Annotated in this window: 21 protein-coding genes, 3 tRNA genes and 3 pseudogenes; 15 read left to right on the forward strand and 12 right to left on the reverse strand. The window is 72.9% G+C overall.

The window, feature by feature from the left end:
* The first annotated feature begins 48 nt into the window (after positions 1-48).
* From ACFXAE_RS18665 to ACFXAE_RS18685, 5 genes are all read left to right on the forward strand, one after another.
* Positions 49-1,323 carry a deoxyguanosinetriphosphate triphosphohydrolase gene (locus tag ACFXAE_RS18665; RefSeq protein ID WP_384715570.1) on the forward strand — a complete coding sequence of 425 codons (1,275 nt, stop codon included), beginning with the start codon at positions 49-51 and terminating at the stop codon, positions 1,321-1,323.
* A gap of 93 nt (positions 1,324-1,416) precedes the next feature.
* Positions 1,417-2,682, forward strand: a complete 1,266-nt coding sequence (locus ACFXAE_RS18670; protein WP_384715573.1) for an NAD(P)/FAD-dependent oxidoreductase — start codon at positions 1,417-1,419, stop codon at positions 2,680-2,682.
* A 146-nt stretch (positions 2,683-2,828) separates the two neighbouring features.
* Complete coding sequence (gene dnaG / locus ACFXAE_RS18675; protein ID WP_384715576.1) at positions 2,829-4,751, forward strand: DNA primase; 1,923 nt, start codon at positions 2,829-2,831, stop codon at positions 4,749-4,751.
* Between the two features lie 106 nt (positions 4,752-4,857).
* Positions 4,858-6,084 (forward strand): RNA polymerase sigma factor, encoded by a 1,227-nt coding sequence (locus ACFXAE_RS18680; protein WP_384715579.1) that lies wholly within the window; start codon positions 4,858-4,860, stop codon positions 6,082-6,084.
* Positions 6,085-6,256: 172 nt separating this feature from the next.
* Complete coding sequence (locus ACFXAE_RS18685; protein ID WP_384715582.1) at positions 6,257-6,994, forward strand: hypothetical protein; 738 nt, start codon at positions 6,257-6,259, stop codon at positions 6,992-6,994.
* A 39-nt stretch (positions 6,995-7,033) separates the two neighbouring features.
* Here ACFXAE_RS18685 and ACFXAE_RS18690 read toward each other — a convergent pair whose 3' ends face one another.
* The 4 genes from ACFXAE_RS18690 to ACFXAE_RS18705 form a co-directional block, all read right to left on the reverse strand.
* A complete protein-coding gene (locus tag ACFXAE_RS18690) occupies positions 7,034-8,962 on the reverse strand; it encodes an ABC transporter ATP-binding protein (protein WP_384715585.1) in 1,929 nt (642 codons plus the stop codon).
* Positions 8,962-10,695: an ABC transporter ATP-binding protein gene (locus tag ACFXAE_RS18695; RefSeq protein ID WP_384715588.1), complete on the reverse strand. Its 1,734-nt coding sequence runs from the start codon at positions 10,693-10,695 to the stop codon at positions 8,962-8,964. Before ACFXAE_RS18695 ends, ACFXAE_RS18690 begins: the two co-directional genes overlap by 1 nt.
* 104 nt (positions 10,696-10,799) lie before the next feature.
* Positions 10,800-12,254 carry an FGGY family carbohydrate kinase gene (locus tag ACFXAE_RS18700; RefSeq protein WP_384715591.1) on the reverse strand — a complete coding sequence of 485 codons (1,455 nt, stop codon included), beginning with the start codon at positions 12,252-12,254 and terminating at the stop codon, positions 10,800-10,802.
* A 65-nt stretch (positions 12,255-12,319) separates the two neighbouring features.
* A complete protein-coding gene (locus ACFXAE_RS18705) occupies positions 12,320-12,625 on the reverse strand; it encodes a YtxH domain-containing protein (RefSeq protein WP_384715594.1) in 306 nt (101 codons plus the stop codon).
* A gap of 169 nt (positions 12,626-12,794) precedes the next feature.
* Here ACFXAE_RS18705 and ACFXAE_RS18710 point away from each other — a divergent pair.
* The 3 genes from ACFXAE_RS18710 (at position 12,795) to ACFXAE_RS18720 (ending at position 13,196) form a co-directional block, all read left to right on the forward strand.
* Positions 12,795-12,867: transfer RNA gene (locus ACFXAE_RS18710), tRNA-Asn, on the forward strand.
* 5 nt (positions 12,868-12,872) lie between these two features.
* Positions 12,873-12,945, forward strand: a tRNA-Asn gene (locus ACFXAE_RS18715).
* Positions 12,946-13,122: 177 nt separating this feature from the next.
* Positions 13,123-13,196: transfer RNA gene (locus ACFXAE_RS18720), tRNA-Ile, on the forward strand.
* 44 nt (positions 13,197-13,240) lie between these two features.
* Here ACFXAE_RS18720 and ACFXAE_RS18725 read toward each other — a convergent pair.
* Together ACFXAE_RS18725 and ACFXAE_RS18730 are read right to left on the reverse strand one after the other, a co-directional pair.
* A complete protein-coding gene (locus tag ACFXAE_RS18725; RefSeq protein WP_384715597.1) occupies positions 13,241-13,399 on the reverse strand; it encodes a hypothetical protein in 159 nt (52 codons plus the stop codon).
* A 64-nt stretch (positions 13,400-13,463) separates the two neighbouring features.
* Positions 13,464-14,144: an ANTAR domain-containing response regulator gene (locus ACFXAE_RS18730; protein ID WP_384715600.1), complete on the reverse strand. Its 681-nt coding sequence runs from the start codon at positions 14,142-14,144 to the stop codon at positions 13,464-13,466.
* Between the two features lie 197 nt (positions 14,145-14,341).
* Here ACFXAE_RS18730 and ACFXAE_RS18735 point away from each other — a divergent pair, with 197 nt between their 5' ends.
* Positions 14,342-14,695, forward strand: coding sequence for an STAS domain-containing protein (locus tag ACFXAE_RS18735; RefSeq protein ID WP_384715603.1), 354 nt, complete (start codon positions 14,342-14,344; stop codon positions 14,693-14,695).
* Positions 14,692-15,645, forward strand: a complete 954-nt coding sequence (locus ACFXAE_RS18740) for an anti-sigma factor RsbA family regulatory protein (protein ID WP_384715606.1) — start codon at positions 14,692-14,694, stop codon at positions 15,643-15,645. The genes ACFXAE_RS18735 and ACFXAE_RS18740 overlap by 4 nt, the downstream gene beginning before the upstream one ends.
* Positions 15,646-15,734: 89 nt before the next feature.
* Here ACFXAE_RS18740 and ACFXAE_RS18745 read toward each other — a convergent pair whose 3' ends face one another.
* The 4 genes from ACFXAE_RS18745 to ACFXAE_RS18760 form a co-directional block, all read right to left on the reverse strand.
* Positions 15,735-16,772 carry a rod shape-determining protein gene (locus tag ACFXAE_RS18745; protein WP_384715609.1) on the reverse strand — a complete coding sequence of 346 codons (1,038 nt, stop codon included), beginning with the start codon at positions 16,770-16,772 and terminating at the stop codon, positions 15,735-15,737.
* Between the two features lie 126 nt (positions 16,773-16,898).
* Entirely contained in the window at positions 16,899-18,251 is a 1,353-nt protein-coding gene (locus tag ACFXAE_RS18750) for a carboxyl transferase domain-containing protein (protein WP_384715612.1), read from the reverse strand.
* Positions 18,244-19,692 (reverse strand): acyl-CoA synthetase, encoded by a 1,449-nt coding sequence (locus tag ACFXAE_RS18755; protein WP_384715615.1) that lies wholly within the window; start codon positions 19,690-19,692, stop codon positions 18,244-18,246. The genes ACFXAE_RS18750 and ACFXAE_RS18755 overlap by 8 nt, the downstream gene beginning before the upstream one ends.
* 67 nt (positions 19,693-19,759) lie before the next feature.
* Complete coding sequence (locus tag ACFXAE_RS18760) at positions 19,760-21,121, reverse strand: SLC13 family permease (protein WP_384715617.1); 1,362 nt, start codon at positions 21,119-21,121, stop codon at positions 19,760-19,762.
* Positions 21,122-21,299: 178 nt separating this feature from the next.
* Here ACFXAE_RS18760 and ACFXAE_RS18765 point away from each other — a divergent pair, with 178 nt between their 5' ends.
* Complete coding sequence (locus ACFXAE_RS18765) at positions 21,300-22,007, forward strand: FadR/GntR family transcriptional regulator (RefSeq protein WP_384715620.1); 708 nt, start codon at positions 21,300-21,302, stop codon at positions 22,005-22,007.
* 92 nt (positions 22,008-22,099) lie between these two features.
* Positions 22,100-22,972: a RimK family alpha-L-glutamate ligase gene (locus ACFXAE_RS18770; protein ID WP_384715623.1), complete on the forward strand. Its 873-nt coding sequence runs from the start codon at positions 22,100-22,102 to the stop codon at positions 22,970-22,972.
* Here ACFXAE_RS18770 and ACFXAE_RS18775 read toward each other — a convergent pair.
* Both ACFXAE_RS18775 and ACFXAE_RS18780 read right to left on the reverse strand, forming a co-directional pair.
* A pseudogene (locus tag ACFXAE_RS18775) lies at positions 22,953-23,156 on the reverse strand (hypothetical protein); the annotation flags it as partial. The gene ACFXAE_RS18770 and the pseudogene ACFXAE_RS18775 overlap by 20 nt on opposite strands.
* A gap of 67 nt (positions 23,157-23,223) precedes the next feature.
* Positions 23,224-23,502, reverse strand: a pseudogene (locus tag ACFXAE_RS18780) (FkbM family methyltransferase); the annotation flags it as partial.
* On the opposite strand from ACFXAE_RS18780, the pseudogene ACFXAE_RS18785 reads away from it, so the two are divergent.
* The 3 genes and pseudogenes from ACFXAE_RS18785 to ACFXAE_RS18795 form a co-directional block, all read left to right on the forward strand.
* Positions 23,488-24,171: pseudogene (locus ACFXAE_RS18785) on the forward strand (PucR family transcriptional regulator); the annotation flags it as partial. The pseudogenes ACFXAE_RS18780 and ACFXAE_RS18785 sit on opposite strands and share 15 nt — an antisense overlap.
* A 122-nt stretch (positions 24,172-24,293) precedes the next feature.
* The gene (locus ACFXAE_RS18790) at positions 24,294-25,067 is read left to right on the forward strand and encodes an IclR family transcriptional regulator (protein ID WP_384715626.1); all 774 of its coding nucleotides are present in this window, start codon (positions 24,294-24,296) and stop codon (positions 25,065-25,067) included.
* Positions 25,064-25,918, forward strand: a complete 855-nt coding sequence (locus ACFXAE_RS18795) for an SMP-30/gluconolactonase/LRE family protein (RefSeq protein ID WP_384715629.1) — start codon at positions 25,064-25,066, stop codon at positions 25,916-25,918. The genes ACFXAE_RS18790 and ACFXAE_RS18795 overlap by 4 nt, the downstream gene beginning before the upstream one ends.
* The last annotated feature ends 91 nt before the right edge of the window (positions 25,919-26,009 follow it).

Here is a 26,009-nt window from a genome sequence, read left to right on the forward strand (position 1 = left end):
AACGTGTAGGGCACCCCCGCTGTCACACCTCCCCCGTACTGTCATGGCATGGAAGGCACCGCACCCCCCGCCGCATACGACCCGACGTCAGTCGCCCGCTGGGCCGCCGAGCCCGACAAACGCCCCGGCCGCACCGCCTTCCAACGTGACCGCGCCCGCGTCCTGCACTCCGCGGCCCTCCGCCGCCTCGCCGGAAAGACGCAGGTCGTCACCCCGGGTGAGCGCAGCCAGGTCTGGGACGCCAGCCCCCGCACCCGCCTCACCCACTCCCTCGAATGCGCCCAGGTCGGCCGCGAGCTCGGCGCCGCGCTCGGCTGCGACCCCGACCTCGTCGAGGCCGCCTGCCTCTCCCACGACCTCGGGCACCCGCCCTTCGGGCACAACGGCGAACAGGCGCTGAACGAGTTCGCGCAGGACTGCGGCGGCTTCGAGGGCAACGCACAGTCGCTCCGTCTCCTCACCCGCATCGAACCCAAACGGTTCACCCCCGAGGGCTCCGTCGGCCTCAACCTCACCCGCGCCGCCCTCGACGCCGCCACCAAGTACCCCTGGCCGCGCGGCGCCCACCCCACCGACCCGGCCTCCCCGAAGTTCGGGGTCTACGAGGACGACCGCCCCGTCTTCGACTGGGTCCGCAAGGAGGCCCCGGACACCCGCGTCTGCTTCGAGGCCCAGGTCATGGACTGGGCCGACGACGTCGCCTACTCGGTGCACGACGTGGAGGACGGCCTGCACGCCGGCCACATCGATCCCGGCTGTCTGCACGCCGAACCCGAACGCCAGGCGGTCTTCGCCGTCGCCGTGGGGCGGTACGTCCCCGCCGGCACCGACACGGAAGAACTCGCGGAGGCCCTCGACCGCCTCCTCGGCCAGGAGTGGTGGCCGCACGGCTACGACGGCACCGCCGTCGCCCAGGCCCGCCTCAAGGACGCCACCAGCCAGCTCATCGGCCGCTTCTGCCTCGCCGCCGAGGGCGCCACCCGGCAGGCCTTCGGCAACGGTCGCCTCACCCGGTACGACGCCGAGCTGGTCGTACCGCGCAGCACCCGCATGGAGTGCGCGGTCCTCAAGGCGGTCGCCGACCGGTACGTCATGCAGCGCGCCGAACAGGAACTGCTCCGCGCCGACCAGCGGATCGTCGTCCTCGAACTGGCCCAGGCGCTCACCTCCCGCGCCCCCGACGGCCTGGACCCCCAGTTCCGCACCCTGTTCGACCGGGCCCCGGACGACCGCGCCCGCAAGCGGGTGATCGTCGACCAGATCGCGTCGCTCACCGACGCCTCGGCCCGCTCGCTTCACGCCCGTCTCACGGGGCAGGCATGAGCTGTATGGCCTGATCGGGGCACTCCCCCTTCCGGCAACACCCTGCGTGCGGGACGCTCGCAGGTGGCGACACCCTTACGAGGAGGCATCGACGTGGTCGACGCGGATCAGACATTCGTCATCGTCGGAGGCGGCCTGGCCGGCGCGAAGGCGGCCGAGACGCTGAGAGCGGAGGGCTTCACCGGCCGCGTGATACTGATCTGCGACGAACGCGACCACCCGTACGAGCGTCCGCCCCTCTCCAAGGGCTACCTCCTCGGCAAGGACGAACGCGACAGCGTCTTCGTCCACGAGCCCGCCTGGTACGCGCGCCACGACATCGAACTGCACCTCGGCCAGACCGTCGACGCCGTCGACCGCACCGCGAAGACCGTCCGCTTCGGCGAGGACGGCACCGTCGTCCGCTACGACAAACTGCTGCTCGCCACCGGTGCCGAGCCCCGCCGCCTCGACATCCCGGGCACGGACCTGGTGGGCGTCCACCACCTGCGCCGCCTCGCCCACGCCGAACGCCTCAAGGGCGCCCTGGCCTCCCTCGGCCGGGACAACGGTCATCTGGTGATCGCCGGCGCCGGCTGGATCGGCCTGGAGATCGCGGCGGCGGCCCGCCAGTACGGCGCGGAGGTCACCGTCGTCCACCGCGGCGAGACCCCGCTCCACTCGGTCCTGGGGCCCGAGCTCGGCCAGCTCTTCGCCGAGCTGCACCGCGAGCACGGCGTCCGCTTCCACTTCGGTGCCACGCTCACCGAGATCACCGGCCAGGACGGCATGGTCCTCGCCGCCCGCACCGACGACGGCGAGGAGCACCCCGCGCACGCCGTCCTCGCGGCGATCGGCGCGGCCCCGCGGGTCTCCCTCGCGGAGGCGGCGGGACTGGAGCTCGCCGACCGCGCGGCCGGCGGCGGCGTTCTCGTCGACGAGCGGTTGCGGACGTCGGATCCCGACATCTACGCGGCCGGCGACGTCGCGTCCTTCCCGCACGGCCTCTTCGACACGCGGCTGCGGGTGGAGCACTGGGCCAACGCGCTGAACGGCGGGCCGGCCGCCGCCCGCTCGATGCTGGGCCGGGACGAGACCTACGATCGCGTCCCTTACTTCTTCACCGACCAGTACGACCTGGGGATGGAGTACTCGGGGTGGGCGCCGCCCGGCTCGTACGACCAGGTGGTCATCCGGGGCGATGCGGGCAAGCGCGAGTTCATCGCGTTCTGGGTGAAGGAGGGGCGCGTGCTCGCGGGGATGAATGTGAATGTGTGGGATGTCACGGACCCGATCCAGGGGCTGGTCCGTTCCGGCGTGCGGGTGGACACGGAGGCGTTGGCGGATCCGCGTGTGCCGTTGGAGAGCGTGGGCGCCTAGTACCCGGCACGATCCCGTGATCTCCCCGGCGTCGTCGTGGCCGGTCGCGCCCACGCGGCGGAGGAGCCGCGGATGTCACAGCCCCGCGCCCCTTCCGGGGCGCTCCACGGCCCGGGGATGTCACAGCGCACCCGTAGAATCTACGCGTGGCTGGACGGATCAATGACGAGGATGTGAAGGCGGTTCGGGACGCGGTCCCGATCGACGCCGTCGTGTCCGAGTACCTCCAGCTGCGGAACGCGGGCGGCGGCAACCTCAAGGGCCTCTGCCCCTTCCACGACGAGAAGTCGCCGTCCTTCCAGGTCAGCCCGAGCAAGGGACTCTTCCACTGCTTCGGCTGCCAGGAGGGCGGCGACACCATCACGTTCGTGATGAAGATCGACCACCTCTCCTTCTCGGAGGCGGTCGAGCGCCTCGCCGGACAGGCCGGCATCACCCTGCGCTACGAGGAGGGCGGGTACAACCCCACCCACCAGCGCGGCGAGCGCATCCGCCTGGTCGAGGCCCACAAGATCGCCGCCGAGTGGTACGCGGAACAGCTCGCGACCTCCCCCGAGGCGGACACCGGCCGGGCCTTCCTCGCCGACCGGGGCTTCGACCAGGCCGCCGCCGTCCACTTCGGCGTCGGCTACAGCCCGCAGGGCTGGGACCACCTCACCCGCTTCCTGCGCGGCAAGGGCTTCAGCGACAAGGAACTGATCCTCTCCGGCCTCTCCCAGGAGGGCCGCCGCGGTCCCATCGACCGCTTCCGCGGCCGGCTGATGTGGCCCATCCGCGACATCGGCGGGGAGGTCGTCGGCTTCGGTGCCCGCAAGCTCTACGAGGCGGACACCGGCCCGAAGTACCTCAACACCCCCGACACCGCCATCTACAAGAAGTCCCAGGTCCTCTACGGCATCGACCTGGCGAAGAAGGACATCGCGAAGGCCTCCCGCGCGGTCGTCGTCGAGGGCTACACCGACGTCATGGCCTGCCACCTGGCCGGTGTGACGACCGCCATCGCCACCTGTGGCACCGCCTTCGGCGGCGACCACATCAAGATCCTGCGCCGGCTGCTCATGGACAACGGCAGCGCGCGCGTGATCTTCACCTTCGACGGCGACGCGGCCGGCCAGAAGGCGGCCCTGCGCGCCTTCGAGGACGACCAGAAGTTCGCCGCCGAGACCTACATCGCCATCGCCCCCGACGGCATGGACCCCTGCGACCTGCGCCTCGCCAAGGGCGACGAGGCCGTCGCCGACCTGGCCGAACCCCGCACCCCACTCTTCGAGTTCGCCCTCCGCCAGATCGTGGTCCGCTACGACCTGGACACCCCGGCCGGCCGCGCCGCCGCCCTCGACGAGGCCGCCCCGATCGTCGCCCGCATCAAGAACAGCGGCGCCCAGCACGAGGTCGCCGTCCAGCTCGCCGGGATGCTCGGCATCCTCGACACCCAGTTCGTCGTCAAGCGGGTGGCGCAGCTGGCCCGCTGGGCCCGCGAGCGCGGCGGCAAGGGCCCCGCCCCCGACCGGCGGCAGCGCGGCGGCGGTCCCCAGCAGTACGCCCCCGCCCAGGCCGCCCCGCGCGGTCCCGCCCTCAACCTCCGCAACCCGGTCTTCGCCACCGAACGCGAGCTGCTCAAGCTCGCCCTCCAGCGCCCGGAGCTGGTCTCCCCGGCCTTCGACGCGTACGGCGTCGACGAGTTCACCGCCCCGCCCTACGCGGCCGTACGCCAGGCGATCCTGGACGCGGGCGGCGCGGAGTACGGCACCCAGGACCCGCAGGAGTACCTGATCCGGGTCCGCGAGGCCGCCCCCGACGACACCGTCCGCGCCATGGTCACCGAACTCGCCGTCGAGGCGATCATGCTGCACCGCGGGGTCAAGGGGGCCGACGAGACCTACGCCGGCGCCCAGCTGGTCACCGTCCGCCGCCGCGCGGTCGAGCGCCGCATCCGTGACGTCGCCAGCCGCTTCGCCCGCCTCAGCACCCACGGCGACCCGGGCGAACTGGCCGCCGTGCAGAACGAGTTGTGGGTGCTTCAGCAGTACGACCAGGCCCTGCGGGAGCGCGGCCCGGCCGCACTGTGAGGGCGGCCGGGGGCGGGCCCGGGTAATCGGCCGGTCACCGACCGGACGCAAAAAGTCGCCGCACGCCCCTCGTGGGGACGATGTGTCGTACCCCACACTGGTCCCGGTGCCTGAGTCCTCGGAGCGCGGCCGACCCGTCACCGACGGGTCCCGGACATCCGCGGTTGTGCTCATCGCGTACGGGACGGACAGCGGCGAGGCCGCCGACTCCGTCCCCGAAGTACCGCTGCCCCACCCCCCGGCAGCGATCATCCTGGAGGTCGCCCCCGTGCAGACCCAGACCCAGACCCTCACCCAGCCCGACGCCGGCGTTCTCGTCGCCGTGCCCGCGCAGAGCCGCGTCGCGCACCACCCCGAGACACCGCCCGAGCCGGCCGAACCCGCCGAGCCGGCCGCGCCGCCCGTCCGCCCCGAGACCGGCGGCCCCTCCTCGGATCTGTTCCGGCAGTATCTGCGCGAGATCGGGCGCATCCCGTTGCTGACCGCCGCCGAGGAGGTCGAACTCGCCCGCCGTGTCGAGGCGGGGCTGTTCGCCGAGGAGAAACTGCGGCTGACCCCCGACCTGGACAGCCGGCTCGCCGTCGATCTGGACCGGCTCGTCGTCATGGGCCGGATGGCCAAGCGGCGGCTGATCGAGGCGAACCTGCGGCTCGTCGTGTCCGTCGCCAAGCGGTACGTGGGCCGGGGGCTGACCATGCTGGACCTGGTCCAGGAGGGGAACCTCGGGCTGATCCGGGCGGTGGAGAAGTTCGACTACGCGCGGGGCTACAAGTTCTCCACGTACGCCACGTGGTGGATCCGCCAGGCCATGTCGCGTGCGCTGGCGGACCAGGCCCGGACCATTCGCGTGCCCGTGCACGTGGTGGAGCTCATCAACCGGGTGGTGCGGGTGCAGCGGCGGATGCTGCAGGAGCGGGGGCACGAGCCGACGTCGGCGGAGGTCGCCGCGCACCTGGACCTGCCGCCCGAGCGGGTCGGCGAGGTGCTGCGGCTCGCGCAGGAACCCGTCTCCCTGCACGCGCCCGTGGGGGAGGAGGACGACGTGGCGCTCGGCGATCTCATCGAGGACAGTGACGCGGCGAGTCCCGTGGAGTCGGCGGCGTTCCTGCTGCTGCGGGAGCACCTGGAAGCGGTGCTGTCGACGCTGGGGGAGCGGGAGCGCAAGGTCGTCCAGCTCCGCTACGGCCTGGTCGACGGCCGTCCCCGCACGCTGGAGGAGATCGGCCGCCTCTTCGGCGTCACGCGCGAACGCATCCGCCAGATCGAGTCCAAGACGCTGAGCAAGCTCCGCGACCACGCCTTCGCGGATCAGCTGCGCGGGTATCTGGACTGACGGCGCGCCGCGCCGCGCGGCTGCCGTGGTGGAACGGCCCCGCCCTCGACTGGCCGCATGCGTAAGGGCCCTACGTATTTTCACTGATGCCGCACCCGCTGTGTTCTGTCACTGTCTTCCCAGATGTGACCTCGGTACCGACGTACCGGGCACCGGTGTCTGAGGAGTGAGCATGAGAGTGGACGGGCTGCGACGGGTTCCGGCGGCCGCGGTGATGCTGGCGGCCGCGGCCCTGCTGGCCGGCTGCGGGGGCGGCGAGCAGGGGTCCGCGGACGGGGGCAGCGGTGCCGCGGCCGAGAGCTCGCAGAAGGGGACCGCAGGGGGGAAGGCGGGCGGCGGCCCGCTGGACGCGGCCGGGCTGGAGAGCGCGGCGGTCGCCGAGGCGGACCTGCCCGACTACACCTTCACCGTCTTCAAGCAGGGCACCGTCCTCGGCACCAAGGGCGAACCGGCCGACCCGGCGGTCTGCCGGCCCATCGAGGACATCCGCCTGCGCTCCCCCGAACCGGCACCGGCCGCGGCGGCGGCCCGCTCCGTCCACCCGAAGACGGACACACAGGCCACCGAGATCACGCTGTACTCCTACGACCAGGCGACCGACGCCGAGGAACTCCTCACCCGCGTCCGCGAAGCGGCGAAGAACTGCCCCGCCGGCTACCAGGACGACACCGGCCTGAACCCGACCGTCACCGCCCTCGCCGACCCCGACCCCGGCCCGGGCGACGAGGCGGTCGCCTACCAGCGGGAGCTGTCCGGCACGGCGCACTGGTACCGGGTGGTGCGCAGCGGCCCCCACGTCGCCGTCTTCGGCTGGAAGAGCCAGGTCGCGAACAAGAACGCGGGCGAGGCCCCGGACGAGGTGATCACCGCCCAGCTGAAGAAGCTGACGGAGACGGCGGGCACGGGCTGATCCGGGGACGCGCGTCCCCGGATCGGCCCGGGACGCGCGTCAGTCGACCTCCGCCACCGCCTGGGCGAACTGGGCCTTGTACAGGCGGGCGTACGCCCCGTCCGCCGCCAGCAGCTTCTCGTGCGCGCCCTGTTCGACGATCGAGCCGTTCTCCATGACCAGGATCGTGTCCGCGTCCCGGATCGTCGACAGCCGGTGAGCGATCACGAACGACGTGCGCCCGTGGGCCAGTTGCGCCATCGCCTTCTGGATCAGCACCTCCGTACGCGTGTCCACGGAACTCGTCGCCTCGTCCAGGACGAGGATCACCGGGTCCGACAGGAACGCCCGAGCGATGGTGATGAGCTGCTTCTCGCCCGCGCTCACCCCGCTGCCCTCGTCGTCGATCACCGTGTCGTACCCGTCGGGCAGCGTCCGGACGAACCGGTCGGCGTGCGCCGCCCGTGCCGCCTCCTCGATCTCCTCCCGGGTGACCTCGCGCGCCGCGCCGTAGGCGATGTTCTCCGCGATGGTGCCGCCGAACAGCCAGGTGTCCTGCAGCACCATGCCGATCCCGGCCCGCAGTTCGTCCCGGGACATCCGGGAGACGTCCACCCCGTCGAGCGTGATCCGCCCGCCGGACACCTCGTAGAACCGCATCAGCAGGTTCACCAGAGTCGTCTTGCCGGCGCCCGTCGGGCCGACGATGGCCACCGTGTGGCCCGGTTCGACCGTCAGCGACAGGTCCTCGATCAGCGGCTTCTCGGGGGCGTACCGGAACGACACGTGCTCCAGCGCCACCCGCCCGCGCAACCGCCCGGGCTTCTCGGCCGGCGAGGCGTCGGCCTCCTGCTCCTCGGCGTCCAGCAGTTCGAAGACCCGCTCCGCCGAGGCGACACCCGACTGCACCAGGTTCGCCATCGAGGCGACCTGCGTCAGCGGCATGGAGAACTGCCGCGAGTACTGGATGAACGCCTGCACGTCACCGATGGACAGCGTGCCCGACGCGACCCGCAGGCCGCCGACGACCGCCACCAGCACATAGTTGATGTTCGAGACGAAGAACATCAGCGGCTGCATGATGCCGCTGTTGAACTGCGCCCTGAACCCGGCCTCGTACAGCGCCTCGTTCTCCTCGGCGAACTTCTTCGCCGACTCCTCCTGCCGCCCGAACACCTTCACCAGGGTGTGCCCGGTGTACATCTCCTCGATGTGCGCGTTGAGGGTGCCGGTGCTGCGCCACTGCTGCACGAAGTGCGGCTGCGACCACTTGCCGACACGCGTGGCGACGACGAACGACAGCGGCACCGTCACCAGCGCGACCAGCGCCAGGATCCAGGAGACGTAGAACATCATCGCGAGTACGCCGATGACGGTGAGCAGCGAGTTGATGAGCTGGCCCATCGACTGCTGGAGCGTCTGCCCGATGTTGTCGATGTCGTTGGTGGCGCGGCTCAGCACCTCACCGCGCTGCCGCTTGTCGAAGTACGACAGCGGCAGCCGCGACAGCTTCGTCTGCACGTCCTCGCGCATCCGGAACATGGTGCGGTTGACCGCCCGGTTCACCAGCCGGGTCGCGACCGCCATCAGCAGACCGGCGACCAGGAACACCGCCAGCGCGAACAGCAGGACGTCGCCGACCGCCGTGAAGTCGATGCCCTCGCCAGGGGTGAAGTCGGTGGAGCGGAGCATGTCGGCGACATCGCCCTCGCCGCGCTCCCGCATCGAGTCGAGCACCTCTTCCTTGGTGGCGCCCTGAGGCATCTCGCGTCCCACGATGCCCGCGAAGACCAGGTCGGTCGCCTCGCCGAGGATCTTCGGTCCGATCACGCTGAGGCCCACGCTGAGCACGACACAGGCCAGCAGCCCGTAGATCGTGAGGCGTTCGGGTCCGAACCGGGCGATCAGCCGTTTGCCCGACCCCTTGAAGTCGATCGACCGCTGGTCGGGGCCGCCCCCGGCCATCATCCGTCCTCCGGGCCCCGCCATCAGGCAGCCTCCGCTTCCGTCAGCTGGGAGAGCACGATCTCCCGGTAGGTCTCGTTGTCCGCCATCAGTTCGTGGTGCCGGCCGGTGCCGACGACCCGGCCCCCGTCCAGGACCACGATCCGGTCGGCGTCCCGGATGGTCGCCACCCGCTGGGCGACGATCACCACGGTCGCCTCGGCCGTCTCCCGTGCGAGAGCCGCCCGCAGGGCCGCGTCGGTGGCGTAGTCGAGCGCGGAGAAGGAGTCGTCGAAGAGGTAGATCTCCGGGCGCTGCACCAGCGTCCGGGCGATCGCGAGCCGCTGGCGCTGACCGCCGGAGACGTTCGTCCCGCCCTGGGCGACCGGCGCGTCGAGGCCGCCCTCGAGCCGCTCCACGAAGTCCTTGCCCTGCGCCACTTCCAGCGCGTGCCACAGCTCCTCGTCCGTGGCGTCCGGATTGCCGTAGCGCAGGTTCGTCGCCACCGTCCCGGCGAACAGGTACGGCCTCTGCGGCACCAGTCCGACCGTCTTCGCGAGCAGCCGCGGCTCGACATCCGCCACGGGCACGCCGTCCACCAGCACCTCCCCGTCGGTCGCGTCGAACAGCCGGGGGACGAGACCGAGCAGCGTGGACTTGCCGCTGCCGGTGGAGCCGATCACGGCCGTGACCTCACCGGGCCGTGCCACCAGGTCGACGGCCTTCAGCACCGGCTCCTCGGCACCCGGGTAGCGGAAGCCCGCGCCCCGGAGCTCCAGATGCCCGTGCCGGCGCAGCTCGGTGACGGGCGCGAGGGGCGGCACCACGCTGGAGGAGGTGTCCAGCACCTCGTGGACGCGCTCGGCGCACACCTCGGCGCGCGGCACCATCATGAACATGAACGTGGCCATCATCACGGACATGACGATCTGCATCAGATAGGCGAGGAACGCGGTCAGGTCACCGATCTGCATCCCGCCGCTGTCGATGCGGTGCGCGCCGAACCACACCACCGCGACCGACGACAGGTTCACCACCGTCATGACCACCGGGAACATCAGCGCGAGCAGATTGCCCGTGCGCAGCGAGACATCGGTCAGCTCGGTGTTCGACCCACGGAACCGCCCCTGCTCGTACGCGTCCCGCACGAAGGCGCGGATCACCCGGTTGCCGGTGATCTGCTCGCGCAGCACCCGGTTCACCGTGTCGAGCCGCTCCTGCATGGTCCGGAACAGCGGACGCAGCCGCCGTACGATCAGCGTCACGCAGACGCCCAGCACCGGCACCACGGCGACCAGTACCCCGGACAGCGGGACGTCCAGGCCGAGCGCCATCACGATGCCGCCCACACACATGATGGGCGCCGACACCATCAGGGTGAACGTCATCAGGACCAGCATCTGCACCTGCTGGACGTCGTTCGTCGTACGGGTGATCAGCGAGGGCGCGCCGAAGTGACCCACCTCACGCGCGGAGAACGACTGCACCCGGTCGAACACGGCGGCGCGCACGTCCCGTCCCAGTGCGGCGGCGGTGCGGGCGCCGTAGTACACGGCACCGATGTTGCACACGACCTGGGCCAGCGAGATGCCGATCATCAGGACGCCGTAGTTCAGGATGTAACCGGTGTCACCCTCGACGACACCTCTGTCGATGATGTCCGCGTTGAGCGTGGGCAGGTAGAGCGAGGCGCAGGTCTGCAGGAACTGCAGCAGCACCAGCAGGGCGATGGGTCTCTTGTAGGGCTCGAGGTGGGTCCGCAGGAGTCGTATGAGCACGCTGAATCTCTCGGAGTGGTCGGCGAGGGCGTCGGTTGCCCGTGGCCCCTATCGTCGAACACTCCACCCGCGTTACCCCAACCGAATTAACCCACCGGCCCGTGCTACAGGTGGAACGCCCCCGGATGTGTCTGCTCGCGCACCGATACGTACTGCTGGCGCACCGCCTGCCCCACCGCCAGGTCCTCCCCGGGATCCAGCACCTGCGCCACCGCGCCCTGCCACACCGGCGGAGTGCGCGGATCGAGGGTGCCCTGCGACACGCCGAGCGCCCACGCCGCCTGCCGGGCCGCGCCGATCGCCGCGTAGTCCGCGGGCTGCGGTACGACCACCTGCGCCCCGAACAGCGCGGGCGCCGCCGACTGCACGGCCGGCAGCTCCGCGGCCTGGCCCAGCAGGAAGACCCGCCGCACCTCCACGCCCCGGCCGCGCAGCACGTCCAGCGCGTCCCCGAGCCCGCACAGCATCCCCTCGAACGCGGCCCGCGCCAGGTGCTCCGGCTTCATCGACTCCCGCCGCAGCCCCGCCAGCGTCCCGGCGGTGTGCGGCAGGTTCGGGGTGCGCTCACCCTCCAGATACGGCAGCAGCACCAGCCCGTGCGACCCCGGCGTCGACTTCATCGCCAGGTCGGACAGGCTCTCCAGATCGGGCAGCCCGAGCAGCTCGGCGGTCCCGCGCAGGGCGCGCACGGCGTTCAGGGTGGTGACGACGGGCAGGTGCATGCCGGTCGCGTCCGCCAGAGAGGTGATCATCCCGTGCCGGTCGACGAGCGCCTCGGGGTGCACGGCCATCACGGACCCGGACGCGCCCAGCGACACCACCGCGTCGCCCAGCCCGATGCCCAGCCCGAACGCCGCCGCCATCGTCTCGCCCGTACCGGCGGAGATCAGCAGCCCCTCCGGTGTCGTACCGGCCGCGTCCGACGGGCCGATCACCTCGGGCAGCATCACCTGGTGCCCGAGCGCCAGCTCCACCAGATCGGGCCGGTAGCCGCCGGTGGCCGCCGCCCAGTACCCGGTGCCGGACGCCCCGCCCCGGTCGGTGGTGCGCCGCACCGGCCGGCCGAGCAGCTGCCACACCAGCCAGTCGTGTGCCTGCAGCAGTACGGCGGTGCGCGCCGCGTTCTCCGGTTCGCTGCGGGCCATCCAGCGCAGCTTGGTCACCGGTTGCGCGGCCCCCGGCACACAGCCCACGGCCTGCGCCCACGCCTCGCGCCCGCCGACCGCGTCGATCAGATCCGCCGCCGCGACCTGCGCCCGCTTGTCACCGCCGGTCATCGCCGGCCGCACGGTGTTGCCCTGCGCGTCCAGCGGCACCAGCGCGTTCGCCTGCGCGGAGACGCCGATGGCCTGCACGCCCTCCAGCAGACCACCGCCCGCCGCCTCGCCGAGGGACAGCAGCCAGGCCTGCGGGTCGACGTCGGAGGGACGGCCGCCGCCGTCGGTGCTCTGTACCGGATGCTGGGCATATCCCTGCCTGAGCACGGCTCCGGTGTCCGTGTCACAGACGACGATGCGAGTGAAGTCTGGCGCGCTGTCCAGTCCGGCGACTATCCCCATGCGGCCGATTTTGCCGCATGGGGAGGGGTGAGTGGGGCATGGGAGCCCTCGGGGCGGGACAGCCGTCAGGTGTTGCTCGTGCCCCAGCCGTCCTCCGACGGGCCGTGGGCCGTGCGTTCGCGCAGCGTGCGGACCCGCTGGGCGACCGAGTCGGGCATGCGGTCGCCGACCTTGTCGCTGACCGCGTGGTACGCCTTGTCCGCGAACTCGCGGCCCTGCTGCGCCGCGCTCTCCGCGGTGTTGCGGACGGCGGGGTTCTTCGTGAACTGCCGCGCGGACCTCTTTATCTGTTCGTAGCGCTCGCGTCCGGCTTTCGTGCCCAGCACGTAACCCAGGACGACTCCGGCGACGAATGTGAGCCGGTAACGCATGTCGGCCACCCTTCCCGTGGTTCCAGTCTGTGTAGATCTCCGGTGCGGCGACAGCGCCGGGGAGTACCGATTGGCGGAGCACCCCCCTGCTTGCGCTAATGTATGTGTCGCAGCGAGCGCGCGCCCTCTGGCGGATACCCAGGCGGATGCGTTCGATGCAACGAGGCATTCCTCCGTAGCTCAATTGGCAGAGCAGCCGGCTGTTAACCGGCAGGTTACTGGTTCGAGTCCAGTCGGGGGAGCTCGGTCCTCCGTAGCTCAATTGGCAGAGCAGCCGGCTGTTAACCGGCAGGTTACTGGTTCGAGTCCAGTCGGGGGAGCATGCTGAACGAGGACCCCGCAGGGGTCCTTTTTCATGTCCGGGGGAACCGTGCGGGGCTCGGTGAAGTCTCCATGGTCACGAGGGCCGTACGCAGCCGACCATCCGAAGCAGGAGATCGTATGAGCGGCTATGCTGCGGCAGACGGCGCGCACACATGTACGCGACACGCCGCTATGGGGCGGTAGCTCAGCCGGTTAGAGCAGCGGACTCATAATCCGTCGGCCGTGGGTTCGAGTCCCACCCGCCCCACCGTGCGCCCCTCGTGGCACCCTCGGACCGCAACGGCGAAGCCGCTACTCGGCGGTCCCCTCGCCGGAGGCGGGGGCGTCCGACGGGTCGCGTTCGCCCTCCGCCTGGGACGGGGTGGAGTGCGGGATCTCGGGGGTGGTCCACTCGTCGTCGTCCCTGTCGCCCTCGGCCTGGGACGGAGTGTGTTCGCTCAGCTCGCTCATGGTGCTGCCTCCCGATCACGGGGCCGGTGGTCGTCCGTCGCCGGGTACCCCGCGCCGGCCGGTGTCACCGTGCCGAGCGGCGGGCCAGTGCCCGGGACAGGGCGCAGCGGACCCCCTCGGGCGGAGGAGCGCCCTTCGCCTCCGCGCCGGCGGTGAGCGCCTCCGCGACCGCGCGGAGCTTGGTGTTGGACAGCTGGGACACCTCCCGCAGGATGTGCCAGGCCTCGTCCGAGGTGCAGCCGTACGTGGCCATCAGGATGCCGCGGGCCTGGTCGATCACCGGGCGGGAGGCGATCGCCTGCCGCAACTGCTCGACCTCCTCCTGGAGCAGGCGCAGCCGCTCCTCCCGCTCCAGCGCCACCGCCGAGACGGCCGGCTGCGGCGCGCCCTCCGGGGGCGGGGAGCGCAGCGGGTCCGTGCTGTCGAGGCCGGCGAGTTCCAGGATGCGGCGCGGCTGGCCGTTCCAGCGGGTGGCCGTGACCGGTACCGACCGCCGCCGGCCGTGGTCGCGCAGCACCTCCAGGAACTCCAGCCCCGCCGTGTCCATGAAGTACACGCCGCTCATGTCCACGTCGACGCGGGCCGTGCCGGCGGGCAGCCGCGCCAGCTTCTCCGTCAGGGCCCGGGCGCACCCGCGGACCAGCTCGCCGCGCGGGGTGAGCAGCGCCCGGTCCGCGTCCATGCGACCGCCTATGACCAAGGTGTCCGGCCTTCCGGGGGGAGGGAGGGATGCCGCGGAGGTCATCTCACCGCCTTGTCGGTCCTCGTGGGGGGTCGGGGCGTTCGGGTGAGGCCCGGCCGGCACCGGAGCGGTAGGCTGCGCACGGTCCCGGCTGCGCTGGGGGTGCGCCTGCCCACCCCGCGGCGTACTACACACCGTGCCGGGGAGCGGCCGGGAACCGACGGGGTACGTGCAGTCCTGGGAGTGTGGGGAGACGGGTGTTGGGCAATCGTCACCGGACGCCGTACGGGCCCGGGACTCCGGCGCCGTGCCTGACGGTGCGCCCGCTGGAGGACGGTCGCGGTGTCCGCGCGGCCGGGGAGATCGGCCTGGCCACGCATATGATCTGGGAGCGCGTGCTGGAGCAGGCGGTGCGTGAGGGTGAGGCCGTGTACTACCTGGAACTGTCCGAGGTGACGTTCGTCGACGTCGCGGGCGCCGACGCGCTCGCGGCGGCGGCCGAGCGCCTCGGGGACGGCCGCCGGTTCGTGGTGCGCCGTCCGCCGCCCGCCCTCAGCCGGGTGCTGGACATGTTCTGGCCCGACCTGCCGACGATCGAGGTGTCGATGTCATGAGCGCCGCGGCCGAACCCCTGGAAGTCCTCACCGGTCCCTTCGTCCACCCCGCCCTCTTCTACCGGGACGACCAGGAGTACCTGGAGGGCACCGTCCCCTTCGTGCGCGAGGGGCTCGCGGCCGGCGAGCCCGTGGCGGTCGCCGTGCCCGGTGACCGGCTGCGGCTGGTCCGGGACGCGCTCGGCGACGACGCGGACACCGTCCGCCTCCTCGACATGCGCGAGGCCGGACGCAACCCCGGCCGGATCATCCCCGGCGTGCTGCGCGCCTTCGCCGACACCCACCCGGCCGGGCAGCGGGTGCGGATCATCGGCGAACCCATCTGGGCGGGCCGTTCCGCGGCCGAGTACCCCGCCTGCGTCCAGCACGAGGCACTGATCAACGCCGCCTTCCGGGACCGCACGGTGACGATCCTGTGCCCCTACGACGCCGTACGCCTGCCCGCGCACGTCCTCGCCGACGCCCACGCCACCCACCCCACCGTCATCCCCGCCGGGGCCCGCCCGGTGCGGGACAGCGAGGCGTACGCCCCCGACGCGGTCGTCGCCCGCTACAACGAGCCGCTGCCGCTCGTGACGGACGCGATGACCTTCCCGTTCGTCGCCGAGTCGCTGGCCTCGGCCCGGCACGCCGCGTCCGACGAGGGACGGCGGCTCGGCCTCACCGGCGTCACCCTGGACGACCTGGCCATCGCCGCGGCCGAGCTGACCACCAACAGCGTGGTGCACGGCGGCGGTTCGGGAATGCTGCGGATCTGGGCCGAGGACGGCCACGTGCTGTGCGAGGTGCGCGACGGGGGCCGGATGACCGACCCTCTCGCGGGGCGCCGCCCCGCGTCCCGCGACCAGCGCGGCGGGCGCGGCCTGCTGATGGTCCATCTGATCGCCGACCTGGTGCGCGTGCACACCGGGGACGAGGGCACGACGATCAGATGCTGGTTCCCCCGCTGACGCCCGGCCGGCCGCTCGGCCGGCCGCCTGCGCACCGGGACGAGGGCGCGACGGTCGGACGCCGGTTCCCCGGCTGACGCCCGCCCGGCTCAGGCGCGCAGCGGGTCCAGCACGATCGGTGCGATCCTGCCCTCCAGCATCTCGCCCAGTCCCTGTACGGCGCAGAGTTCCGGCCGCTCGGCGATGTGCACCGGCATGCCCGTCGCCTGACGCAGCATCTGGTCCAGGCCCGGCAGCAGGGCGCTCCCGCCGACCATCATGATCCCCCGGTCGACCAGGTCGGCGACCAGATCCGGCGGGCACTCCCGCAGCACCTTGCCGATGCCGTCGAGGACGGCGGTGAGCGGAGTCTGGATGGCCTGCCGCACGGCGGCCGTGTCGACCCGTACGGAGCGGGCCAGACCGGTGGCCACGTCCCGCCCGTGGATCTCCGTCGACTCCGGGCCCTGCGGAGTGAGCCCGTTGCCGTGCAGGGCGAGCTGCAGGGGCCGTACGGACTGGCTCGGCAGCATCAGCTCGTGCTGGTGGCGCAGGTGCTGCACGATCGCGTTGTCCACGGCCTCACCGCCGACGGGGACGCGTTCCGCCGTCACGATCGCCCCGAGGGAGAGCACGGCCACCTGCGTGGCCGCCGCACCGCACACCATGATCATGGCGGCCTCGGGCCGCTCCACCGGCAGACCGCAGCCGACGGCGGCGGCGATGAGCGTGTCGACCAGCTCCACCCGGCGGGCGCCGAGACCGACCAGGGTCTCGATCGCGGCACGCTGGGCGAGCGGATCGGCGTCGTGCGGGACACAGGCGGCGGCCCGCAGCCGGGGCCTGCGGCGCAGGGCGCGGCGCATCTTGTCGCCGATCAGTTGCCGCAGCATGCGCTGGGCCATCTCGATGTCGACGACCGTGCCGCCGGAGACGGGACGCACGACGCGGATGTAGTCCGGCGTACGGCCCGTCATCTTCTCCGCGAACTCACCGACCGCCATCAGCGCTCCGGTACGGGTGTTCACGGCGGCGGTGGACGGCTGGTCGACGACGAGTCCGGCGCCCTTGACGTAGACCCGGGTGCGGGCCGCCCCCAGGTCGACGGCGAAGTGGCAGCGGCGCAGCTGCTCCAGACTGGCGGTCACGGCGGTTCCTCCCGAGTGCGCGCCCAGTGGCCCGCCGGGCGACGGACCTCTCAGGCATCGTGTGCGGCAGGCGGGGAGGGGCGCCTTTCCTGGGGGGCCGGGTGGGGGGCCGCCGAACGGGGCCCCTCAGACGCGGGGGGTGCGGTCCGCCGGTCCCACGATCCCCCGGACCACACCCAGCTCCACCAGGTCCTGCGGGCGGATGCGGAGTTGGTCCGCCGTCGTCTCCGCCTGCTCCGGGGGCCGTTTGAGGATGGCCGCCGCGAGCTCCGGGGCGATCACCGAGAAGTAGCTGTCGGGGGTGGCCCAGGTGTTGCCGGGGGCCGCGAGCGCCAGCGCGCCGCCGGAGCCGCCCTCGCCGACGACCAGCGTGGTGACCGGCGTACGGGCGGCGGCCACGGCGCCGAACAGGTCGGCGATGGCGGCCCCGGCGCCCTGCCGCTCCGCCTCCGCGTCGTTCGCCGCGCCCGGTGTGTCCACCAGCGTCAGCACCGGGATGCCGAGCCGGTCCGCGAGCCGGACCAGCCGGGCGGCCGTGCGGTACCCGGCGGGACGGGTCGCCGCCCCGGTCTGCGCCGCGTAGGCGACCGTACGGCCCCCGTGCTCACCGAAGCCGCACAGCACGCCCTCCGGGTCCGTGCCGCCGCAGCGGTCGCCGCCGAGGGCGACACGGGAGGTGAAGTAGGCGTCCAGGTAGGCGGTGGCGCGGGGGCGCCGGGGAGAGCGGGCGCGGCGGACCGCGTCCCAGCCGGTGGCCGGGAGGTCCGGGGCACCGAGGGCGAGGGGCGGCGGGGCCGGCGCGGTGGAGGGGCGGGTCAGCAGGCGCAGCCAGTGCCCCAGGGTGTCCCGCAGCTCCCCGCTCCGGACCAGCGCGTCCGCCGCGCCCGCCGCCACCTGCGCCTCGGCCGTGTACGCCGCCGGGTCCGCGTCCGCGGGCCGCACCCGTGAGCCGGCGAAACCGACCTGTGCGCCGGGCAGGGCGAGGACGACGTCGGCGCCCGCGCCCAGGGTGGCCCACCCGCCGCCGGTCGTCGGGTCCCGCAGGACCGCGATCTGCGGCAGCCCGGCCTCCCGGGTGAGCGCCGATGCCCGGGCCACCCGCTGGAGCTGGGTGAGCGCGAGCATGCCCTCCTGCATCCTGCTCCCGCCGGTGGAGACGAGCGGCACCACGGGCAGCCGGTGCGCGCGGGCATGCGCGTACGCGGCCTCCAGACGGTCGCCGGTGCGTTCGCCCAGGGAGCCGCCGAGGAAGCCGAACTCGAACGCGATGACGACCGCTCGGGTGCCCTCGATCCGTGCCGTGCCGCAGATCACGGACTCCCGCTCACCGGTGCGTTCGGCGGCGCGGGCGCGGGCGGCGCCGTAGCCGGGCCAGCCGAGCGGGCCGTCCGGGGGCGACTGCCGGTCCGGGTACGGCAGTTCGGTGAAGTCGTCGGTGAGGGCGGTGACGGCCTCACGGGCGGAGAAGCGGTCAGCCACGGGACAGCGCCCGCTTCATGATCTTCCCCATGTCGTTGCGGGGGAGGGCGTCGAGATGGTGGACCACGCGAGGGCGCTTGTGCGGGGCGAGGCGCCCGGCGACATGATCGGCCAGCTCGTCGAGCGCGGGCGGGGACTGCGGATCCGCCGGCACCACCCACGCCACGATCCGCTCGCCCAGATCGGCGTCCGGCTCCCCGGTCACCGCCGCCTCCCGCACCCCCGGATGCTCCAGCAGCGCGTTCTCGATCTCCCCCGCGCCGATCTTGTACCCCCCGCTCTTGATCAGGTCGGTGGCCTTGCGGCCGACGATCCGGACGTAGCCGTCGGCATCGCGCACCGCCATGTCGCCGGTGCGGAACCAGCCGTCGGCCGTGAACGCGGCGGCCGTCGCGTCCGGCCGGTTCAGGTACTCCGTGAACAGGTTCGGCCCGCGCACCTGGATCTCACCGACCGTCTCCCCGTCGTACGACGTCACGGGCGAGCCGTCCTCCTCCACCAGCCGCAGCTCCACGCCCGGCAACGGCACGCCCACCGTGCCGGGGCGGGCCTCGCCGTCCACGCGGACGGCGGTGTTCATCAGCGTCTCCGTCATGCCGTACCGCTCGACGACCCGGCGCCCGGTCGCCGCCGCGATCCGCTCGTGGTCGTGCACGGGCAGCGCGGCGGAACCCGACACCAGCAGCCGCGCCCCGGCCAGCGCCTCGACCAGTTCCGGGTCGGCGGGCAGCGACTCCGCGATCCGGTGGTACATCGTCGGCACGCCGAACAGCATGGTCGCGCCGCCGTTCAGCTCGCGCGCCACGCCCTCGGTGGTGAACCTGCCCAGGTGGCGCACGGAGCCGCCGCGGCGCAGCGGGCCGAGGGTGCCGAGGACCAGGCCGTGCACGTGGAACAGGGGCAGTCCGTGCACCAGCACGTCGTCGCCGGTCCACCGCCAGGCGTCGGCGAGGGCGTCCAGGGTCGTGGCGATCGCGCGGCGGGGGATGACGGCGCCCTTGGGCGGGCCGGTGGTGCCGGAGGTGTAGACGATGAGGGCGGGGTCGTCCTCGCCGCGCGCACGGTCGTCGGGGAGGGTGCCCCGCGCCGCCGGGTCCACGTCGATGCGGGGCAGCTCGCCCAGCGGGGCGGGGAGCTCCTCGCCGGGCGCGGTGAGCACCAGGCCGGGGGCGCTGTCGGTCAGGATGTGACCGAGTTCCTTCCCTCCCGACTTCGGGTTGAGCGGTACGACGGTCACCCCGGCGAGCAGTGCCGCGGTGACCGCGACCGCGGTCTCCAGCGCCGGCGTGGCCCATACGGCGACCCGGCGCGCCTTTGCCAGGTCCCCGGCCACCGCTCCGGCCGCCGAGGCGAGTTCCCCGTACGTCAGTGAGCGCTCGCCGAAGCGCAGGGCGGGCCGGTCGGCCGGGCCGTCGGTCAGGGCCGGGAAGAGAGAGGACACGCGTCGTACTCCTTCTGTGGAACTGGCTGTCGTGCGAAGGCTGTCAGGTGCTCGTGCCGTCCACGGCCTACCCCCAGCCGGGCACGACCATCACCAGCCACACCACCGCGGGGACCGCCGCGACCACGATCCCGCCGTACGCCATCAGCTGCCGGAAGAAACGCTCGCGGTCGACGTCCGGGGCGGCGGCCAGGACCAGCGCGCCGTTCGTGGAGAACGGGCTGACGTCCACGACCGTCGCCGACACCGCGAGCGCCGCCACCATGCCAACGGCCCCGATCTCCCCCTGGGCGAGGAACGGCACGGCCAGCGGGATCAGCGCGCCCATGATGCCGACGGAGGAGGCGAACGCCGACACGATCGCGCCGATGTAGCAGAGCAGCACCGCGGCGAGCAGCGGGACGCCGATGCCGCCGACGCCCTCACCGGCCCAGGTGATGGTGCCCATCTCGTCCAGCACACCGACGTAGGTGAGCACACCGCAGATCAGCAGGACCGTGGGCCAGGCGATCTCGGAGACCGCCTTGCGGCTGTCGTCCGGCCAGGCGGTGCTCAGCACGACGGCGAGGGTGATCGCGGTCAGTCCGGCGTCCAGGTCGAAGCCGAGGACGGCGACGACGAGGGCGACCAGGGAGACGAGGGTGGCGATGACGGGGGCGGTGAGCGGGACGACCGCGGGGGCGTCGGGGCGGGTGGCGACGGCGGTGGGGGCCGGGGCGGTACGGGTCCCGATGCCGTTCCCCGGTCCCGTGGCGCCGGAGCCGTCGCCCTTCGCTTCCGGCGCCCGGGGCGCTCCCGTGCCGGTGCCGGTCACGGCCCCCTGGTTCCACAGCTTCAGCCCGCCGCAGACGACGAACACCACCCCGGCGATGACGAGGTTCGCCAGCAGCGAGGCGAGGAACAGGGTGATCTCGCTGCCGGGGAGCTTCTCGCGCTCGACGATGCCGTTGACGATCGAGCCGTAGATGCTGATCGGGGAGAAGCCGCCGGCCTGGGCGCCGTGCACCACCATCGCGCCCATCAGCAGCGGACTGATCCGGTACCGGGCGGCGAAGCTCAGCGCGATCGGCGCGACGATCGCGACCGCGGCCGGGCTGACCGCGCCGATCGCGGTGAGCGCGCCGGTGAGGGCGAACATCACCCAGGGGATCAGCGCGACCCGTCCCCGCACCAGCCGGACGGCCGCGTGCACCAGCCAGTCGGTGGTGCCGTTGGCGCGGGCGATGGCGAACAGGTACGTGACGCCGACCAGGACGACGAACAGATCGCCGGGGAAACCGGCGAAGACGCCGTCCGCGTCGAGGTCGGCGACGAGCGTGCCGACCCCGAAGGCGGCGGCGAAGGCCAGCGCGCCCATGTTGACGGAGCGGGTGGTGGCGATGACGAACACCACCGCCAGGACGAGGATCGAGACGAGTTCGGGGGACATGCGGGCTCCCGAGTGGCTGAGTGGCTGAACCACTTGTGTCGCTGGAATGGTGTGGTCCGTTCGGCTGGACAGCGTGGGCCCCGAGGGAAGAGCCGTCAAGGGGTCGCGCAGGAATTGGCTCAGCCACTCGTCCACTGCGCGGGCCCCGGTGCTAATCTCCCGACGAGAGGGGGACCCCGTGACCGACGCCCTGCGCCCCATGACGAGACAGCGCCTGTACGAACAGGTCCTGGACCGGTTGCGCCAGTACGTCACCGAGGGCGGCCTGCGGGCCGGCGACCGCCTCCCGCCCGAGCGGGACCTGGCCCAGCGGCTCGGTGTCAGCCGGGCCTCGGTGAAGCAGGCGATCGTGGTCCTGGAGGTCCAGGGCCTGGTCGAGGCCCGGCACGGCGGCGGTACCTATCTGGTACGGGACAGCCTCGACGTCGAGCCGGTCGACCGGATGGTGGAACGCCGCCGGCGCCTGCCCGACGTACTGGAGGCCCGGGAGGCGCTGGAGACGAAGCTCGCCGAACTGGCCGCCGAGCGCCGCACGGACGACGACCTCGCCGCGATGCGGTCCGCGCTCGCGCACATGGCCGGGGAGATCGAGGCGGGCGGCGGCGGGGTGGAGGGCGACCGGCTGTTCCACGCGGCGGTGACGGCGGCCGCCCACAGCAGTCTGCTCGCGGAGTTCATGCGCTCCATCGCCGACCAGATCGCCGAGAGCCGCACGGAGTCCCTCCGCCAGCCCGGCCGCCCCCACCGCTCCCTGGCCCAGCACCGGGCCATCCTCGACGCGATCGCCGAAGGCCGGCCGCGGCAGGCGGCCACCGCCATGCGCCGCCACGTCCGTACGGTCGCCAAGGTGCGCCTCCTGGACTGGGATCCGGAGGAGGACCGCTGACCGCCTCCTGACCGGTGAACGGTCTGTCGCGGTTCCCGGGGTGGTTGCTAGCCTGCTCGTCGATCAGTTGTTCGTGCGAGGAGTGAGTCGTCGTGCCCCGTATCGCGCTCGTGACCTGCCGGCCCGGCCCCGACGTCTCCGAGGACCGGGATCTGCCGGGACTGGTGCGGGCGCTGGAGGAGGCCGGGGCCGAGGCGTCCGCCGAGGTGTGGGACGACGCCGCCGTCGACTGGGCCCGCTTCGACCTCGTCGTGATCCGCTCCACCTGGGACTACAGCTGGCGGTCGGCGGAGTTCACCGCGTGGGCCGAGCGGTGCGGCACGCTCACCCGGCTGGCCAATCCGGCGGACGTGGTGCGCTGGAACACCGACAAGCGGTACCTCGGGGAGCTCGCCGCCGCCGGGGTGCCGGTGGTGGACACCCGGTACCTGGCGCCCGGGGACGCCCTCGACCTCCCCGACGGCCACGAGTACGTCGTCAAGCCCACCTCCGGCGCCGGCGCCCGGTTCGCCGCCCGCTACACCCCCGACGAGCACGCCACGGCCGTACGGCACCTGCGGCGCATGCACGCCGAGGGGTTCACCGCGATGGTGCAGCCCTATGCGCGCGGCATCGACACCACCGGCGAGCGGGCGCTGCAGTACTTCGGGGGGAGCCTGCTGCACGTCAGCCGCAAAGGACCCGTCCTCGCCCCCGGCACGCCCTACGACCAGCGCAAGGTGGCCCACCCCGGGCTGACCGACTGGACCCCGACCCTCGAGGAAGCCGCCGTCGCCAGAAAGGCGTTGGCCTCCGTGCCGGGCCGGCCCGAGCTGCTGTACGCACGGGTCGACCTCGTGGACGGCGAGGACGGCCGGCCCCGCGTGATGGAGCTGGAACTGGTCGAACCGAACCTGTTCCTGTGGCTGCACCCGGAGTCGGTCCCGCGCGTGGCGGAGGAGATCCTCAAGGCCGCGACCCGCTGACCGCCGTACGCCGCGACAGCCCCCGGGTGAACTCGGCGGCCACCGCGCGCCGTACGCCGGCCGTGTCCGGGGCCGTGAGGGCAGGACCCCGGCGCGTCGGGGCCGTGCCCTCCAGGGGGCGGGCGGGGGCGAAGGCGCGGGCGGCCTCGTCCACCGTGCGGGACCGGGGGGTGAGGTCCTCCACCGGGCCGGGATCGTGGTCGGCCGTGCGGCGCAGCGGCACGAGCCGGAAGTCGCGCGGGGCGAACGGGCTAGTGGGGCGTTGTCCGATGGGCACGGGAACCGTCGTCGCCCACCGAGGGCTCTCCGGGGCGGCGGCCGTCCGGCAGGAACAGCACCGAGTTGACGTAGCGCGGGCCCCTGAGCGGGCCGTACGGCAGCACCCGGCGCAGCAGTCCGTGCGTGACGACGTACGAGGTGCGGGCCTGGTGCGCCTCCAGCGGGAAGCGGGACAGCGGGATCCAGGTGCCGGCGGGCAGCACCCAGCCGTCGTAACCCAGCAGCGACAGGTACGCCACCACCGGGGCGAGCCGGCCGAGCTCGCCGAACGGGCCGCCCGGATCGGCTGGCCGCTGCCCGGGAAGGTCGCGGTGGGGGTGCTGCTGCGCCCGGCGCGGGAGGCGGTGGCGCCCGCCGTGGGGCGGGAGGTGCTGCTCGACATGGAGTACGAGCGGCCCCGCATGGTCGTGCCCGAACCGGACGCGGCCGGCCGCCGCGAACTGCTGGACCGCGCACTCACCGGCTGGTCCGGGGCGATCGGACCGCCCGTACCGGTCGCCGACGCGGCGAAGTCGCTGCGCTGGGCGGAGGCGGCCGTACGGCTGATGGAGCGCGGGCTGCTGCCCACCGGTGAGGTGCTGCACTGCACCGAGCACACCCAGGCGCTGGTGCTGCTCCAGCCGGAGGAGCTGATCGAGGACCTCGCGCTGAGACGCCTGGCCCCGCTGGAGCACTGCGGTCCGGCACACGGGCGGCGGCTCGCGGAGACGTTACTGGCGTGGCTGGAGACCCGGGGCGGCGCGCCGGAGGTGGCGGCCCGCCTGGGCGTCCACCCGCAGACCGTCCGCTACCGCCTGCGCCAGATCCGCGAACTGTGGGGGGACGCGATCGACGACCCGGACCGCCGCTTCGAACTGGAACTGGTCCTGCGGTCCCAGCGGCTCCGGGGCGAGCTGGGAAATCCCCGCGTACGACGGTGATCGCGACCGTCCCATTGCCCGGGGTCGGCTCGTATGGCTAGCCTGTGTGTTCGCCATTCCGATCGCCTGTTGAAATCTCGAACGACCGCAGGCGCCTGAGACACATAGGGAGGGGGCCGGTCGTGGGACGTCTCGTACCAGCCGTGACCCGGGCTCTCGACATTCTCGAGCTCTTCCTCGACGGGGACGGGACGCTCTCCGCCCCCGACATCGTGCGCAGGCTGCAACTGCCGCGCACCACCGTGCACGAGCTGGTGACCACGCTCGCCGCCCGGAAGTACATCGTCCCGGTGGCCGGCCAGCCCGGACGCTACCGGCTCGGCGTACGCCCGTACCAGCTCGGCGCCCGCTACGCCGAGTACCTCGACCTCGCCGCCGAGGGCCAGCAGGTCGCCCGCTCGGTCGCCGAGACCTGCGACGAGACGGTGCACGTGGCGATCCTGGAGGACACCGACGTCATCTACATCGCCAAGGTGGACTCCACCCACGCGGTGCGGATGGTGTCGGCGGCCGGCCGCAGACTGCCCGCCCACTGCACCTCCGTCGGCAAGATGCTGCTGGCCTCCCTTCCCGAGCACGAACTCACCGCGCGCGTCCCCGACGACGCCGAGCTGTCCGCGATGACCCCCAACAGCATCACCGATGTGGCCGCCCTGCGCGAGACCCTCGCGGAGATCCGCGCCCGGGGCGTCGCCGTGGAGAGCCGCGAGTCCAACCCGGACGTCTCCTGCGTCGCCGCCCCGGTGCGCGACCGCACGGGGCAGGTGGTCGCCGCGCTGTCCATCTCCGTACCGATGATCCGCTGGAGCGACGAGCGGCTCGGCGAGCTGAAGCGGCTCGCCGTCAAGGGCGCCGCCGAACTGTCCGAACGCCTGGGCCACAGGAGCGTGGCATGACGAGCACATTCGACGTCGCCGTCCGCGCGGAGGCGGCCCTGGGCGAGGGTCCCACCTGGGATCCGGCCAGCGGCCGACTGCTGTGGATCGACATCCTCGGCTCCCGCGTCCACACCTACGACCCGGCCACCGGCCGGCGCACCGTGCGCCGCACCGACCAGCACGTGGGCGCCGTCAAGCCGCGCGCGGGCGGCGGCCTCGTCCTCAACCTGCGGGACGGCATCGGCCTGCTCGACCCCGACGGCGCCTTCCGCTGGCTGCACCGGGATACCGTCCCGGGCCGCCGCGCCAACGACGCCGCCGTCGCCCCCGACGGCAGCCTCTTCGCGGGCACCATGCGCTACGACGAGGCGCCCTGCGGCGGCACCCTGTCCCGCGTCACCGGCGACGGCACGGTCAAGGTCCTCCTCGACGACGTGGCGGTGAGCAACGGCACCGGCTGGAGCCCCGACGGCCGGCTGATGTACTACATCGACTCGCCGACCCGCCGCATCGACGTCTTCGACGTCGGCGAGGCGGACGGCAGGATCACGAACCGCCGCTCCCTGGCCGCGATCGAGGACGGCGCCGGCTTCCCCGACGGCCTCACCGTCGACGCCGACGGCTGTGTGTGGGTCGCCCTGTGGGGCGGCGGCGCGGTACGCCGCTACACCCCCTCCGGCGACCTGGACCGGGTGATCCCGCTCCCCGTCCCCCTCGTCACGGCCTGCGCCTTCGGCGGTCCCGACCTGACCGACCTCTACGTCACCACGGCCCGCGTGGGCCTCACGTCCCCGCACCCCCTCGCGGGCTCCCTGCTGGTGGTGCCGGGCGTGGGCAAGGGGGTGCCCCAGCCGCCGTTCGCGGGCTGATTTTGATTCGCCCCCGCCGCCCCCGCCGCCCCCGCCGCCCCCGCCGCCCCCGGACTCTTGGATCCTCGAACGCCGGAGGGGCCGAAGTTCG

It is taken from the genome of Streptomyces sp. NPDC059454 (assembly GCF_042749965.1).
In the GTDB taxonomy this organism is placed as follows: domain Bacteria; phylum Actinomycetota; class Actinomycetes; order Streptomycetales; family Streptomycetaceae; genus Streptomyces.

Excerpts from the sequence above, each read along its gene's own strand:
- ACFXAE_RS18705 (WP_384715594.1), bottom strand. The coding sequence starts at position 12,625 with ATGCGTTACCGGCTCACATTCGTCGCCGGAGTCGTCCTGGGTTACGTG.
- ACFXAE_RS18730 (WP_384715600.1), bottom strand. The coding sequence starts at position 14,144 with ATGACCTCCGCGGCATCCCTCCCTCCCCCCGGAAGGCCGGACACCTTG.
- ACFXAE_RS18740 (WP_384715606.1), top strand. The coding sequence starts at position 14,692 with ATGAGCGCCGCGGCCGAACCCCTGGAAGTCCTCACCGGTCCCTTCGTC.
- ACFXAE_RS18725 (WP_384715597.1), bottom strand. The coding sequence starts at position 13,399 with ATGAGCGAGCTGAGCGAACACACTCCGTCCCAGGCCGAGGGCGACAGG.
- ACFXAE_RS18700 (WP_384715591.1), bottom strand. The coding sequence starts at position 12,254 with ATGGGGATAGTCGCCGGACTGGACAGCGCGCCAGACTTCACTCGCATC.
- ACFXAE_RS18685 (WP_384715582.1), top strand. The coding sequence starts at position 6,257 with ATGAGAGTGGACGGGCTGCGACGGGTTCCGGCGGCCGCGGTGATGCTG.
- ACFXAE_RS18795 (WP_384715629.1), top strand. The coding sequence starts at position 25,064 with ATGACGAGCACATTCGACGTCGCCGTCCGCGCGGAGGCGGCCCTGGGC.
- ACFXAE_RS18665 (WP_384715570.1), top strand. The coding sequence starts at position 49 with ATGGAAGGCACCGCACCCCCCGCCGCATACGACCCGACGTCAGTCGCC.
- ACFXAE_RS18760 (WP_384715617.1), bottom strand. The coding sequence starts at position 21,121 with ATGTCCCCCGAACTCGTCTCGATCCTCGTCCTGGCGGTGGTGTTCGTC.
- ACFXAE_RS18690 (WP_384715585.1), bottom strand. The coding sequence starts at position 8,962 with ATGGCGGGGCCCGGAGGACGGATGATGGCCGGGGGCGGCCCCGACCAG.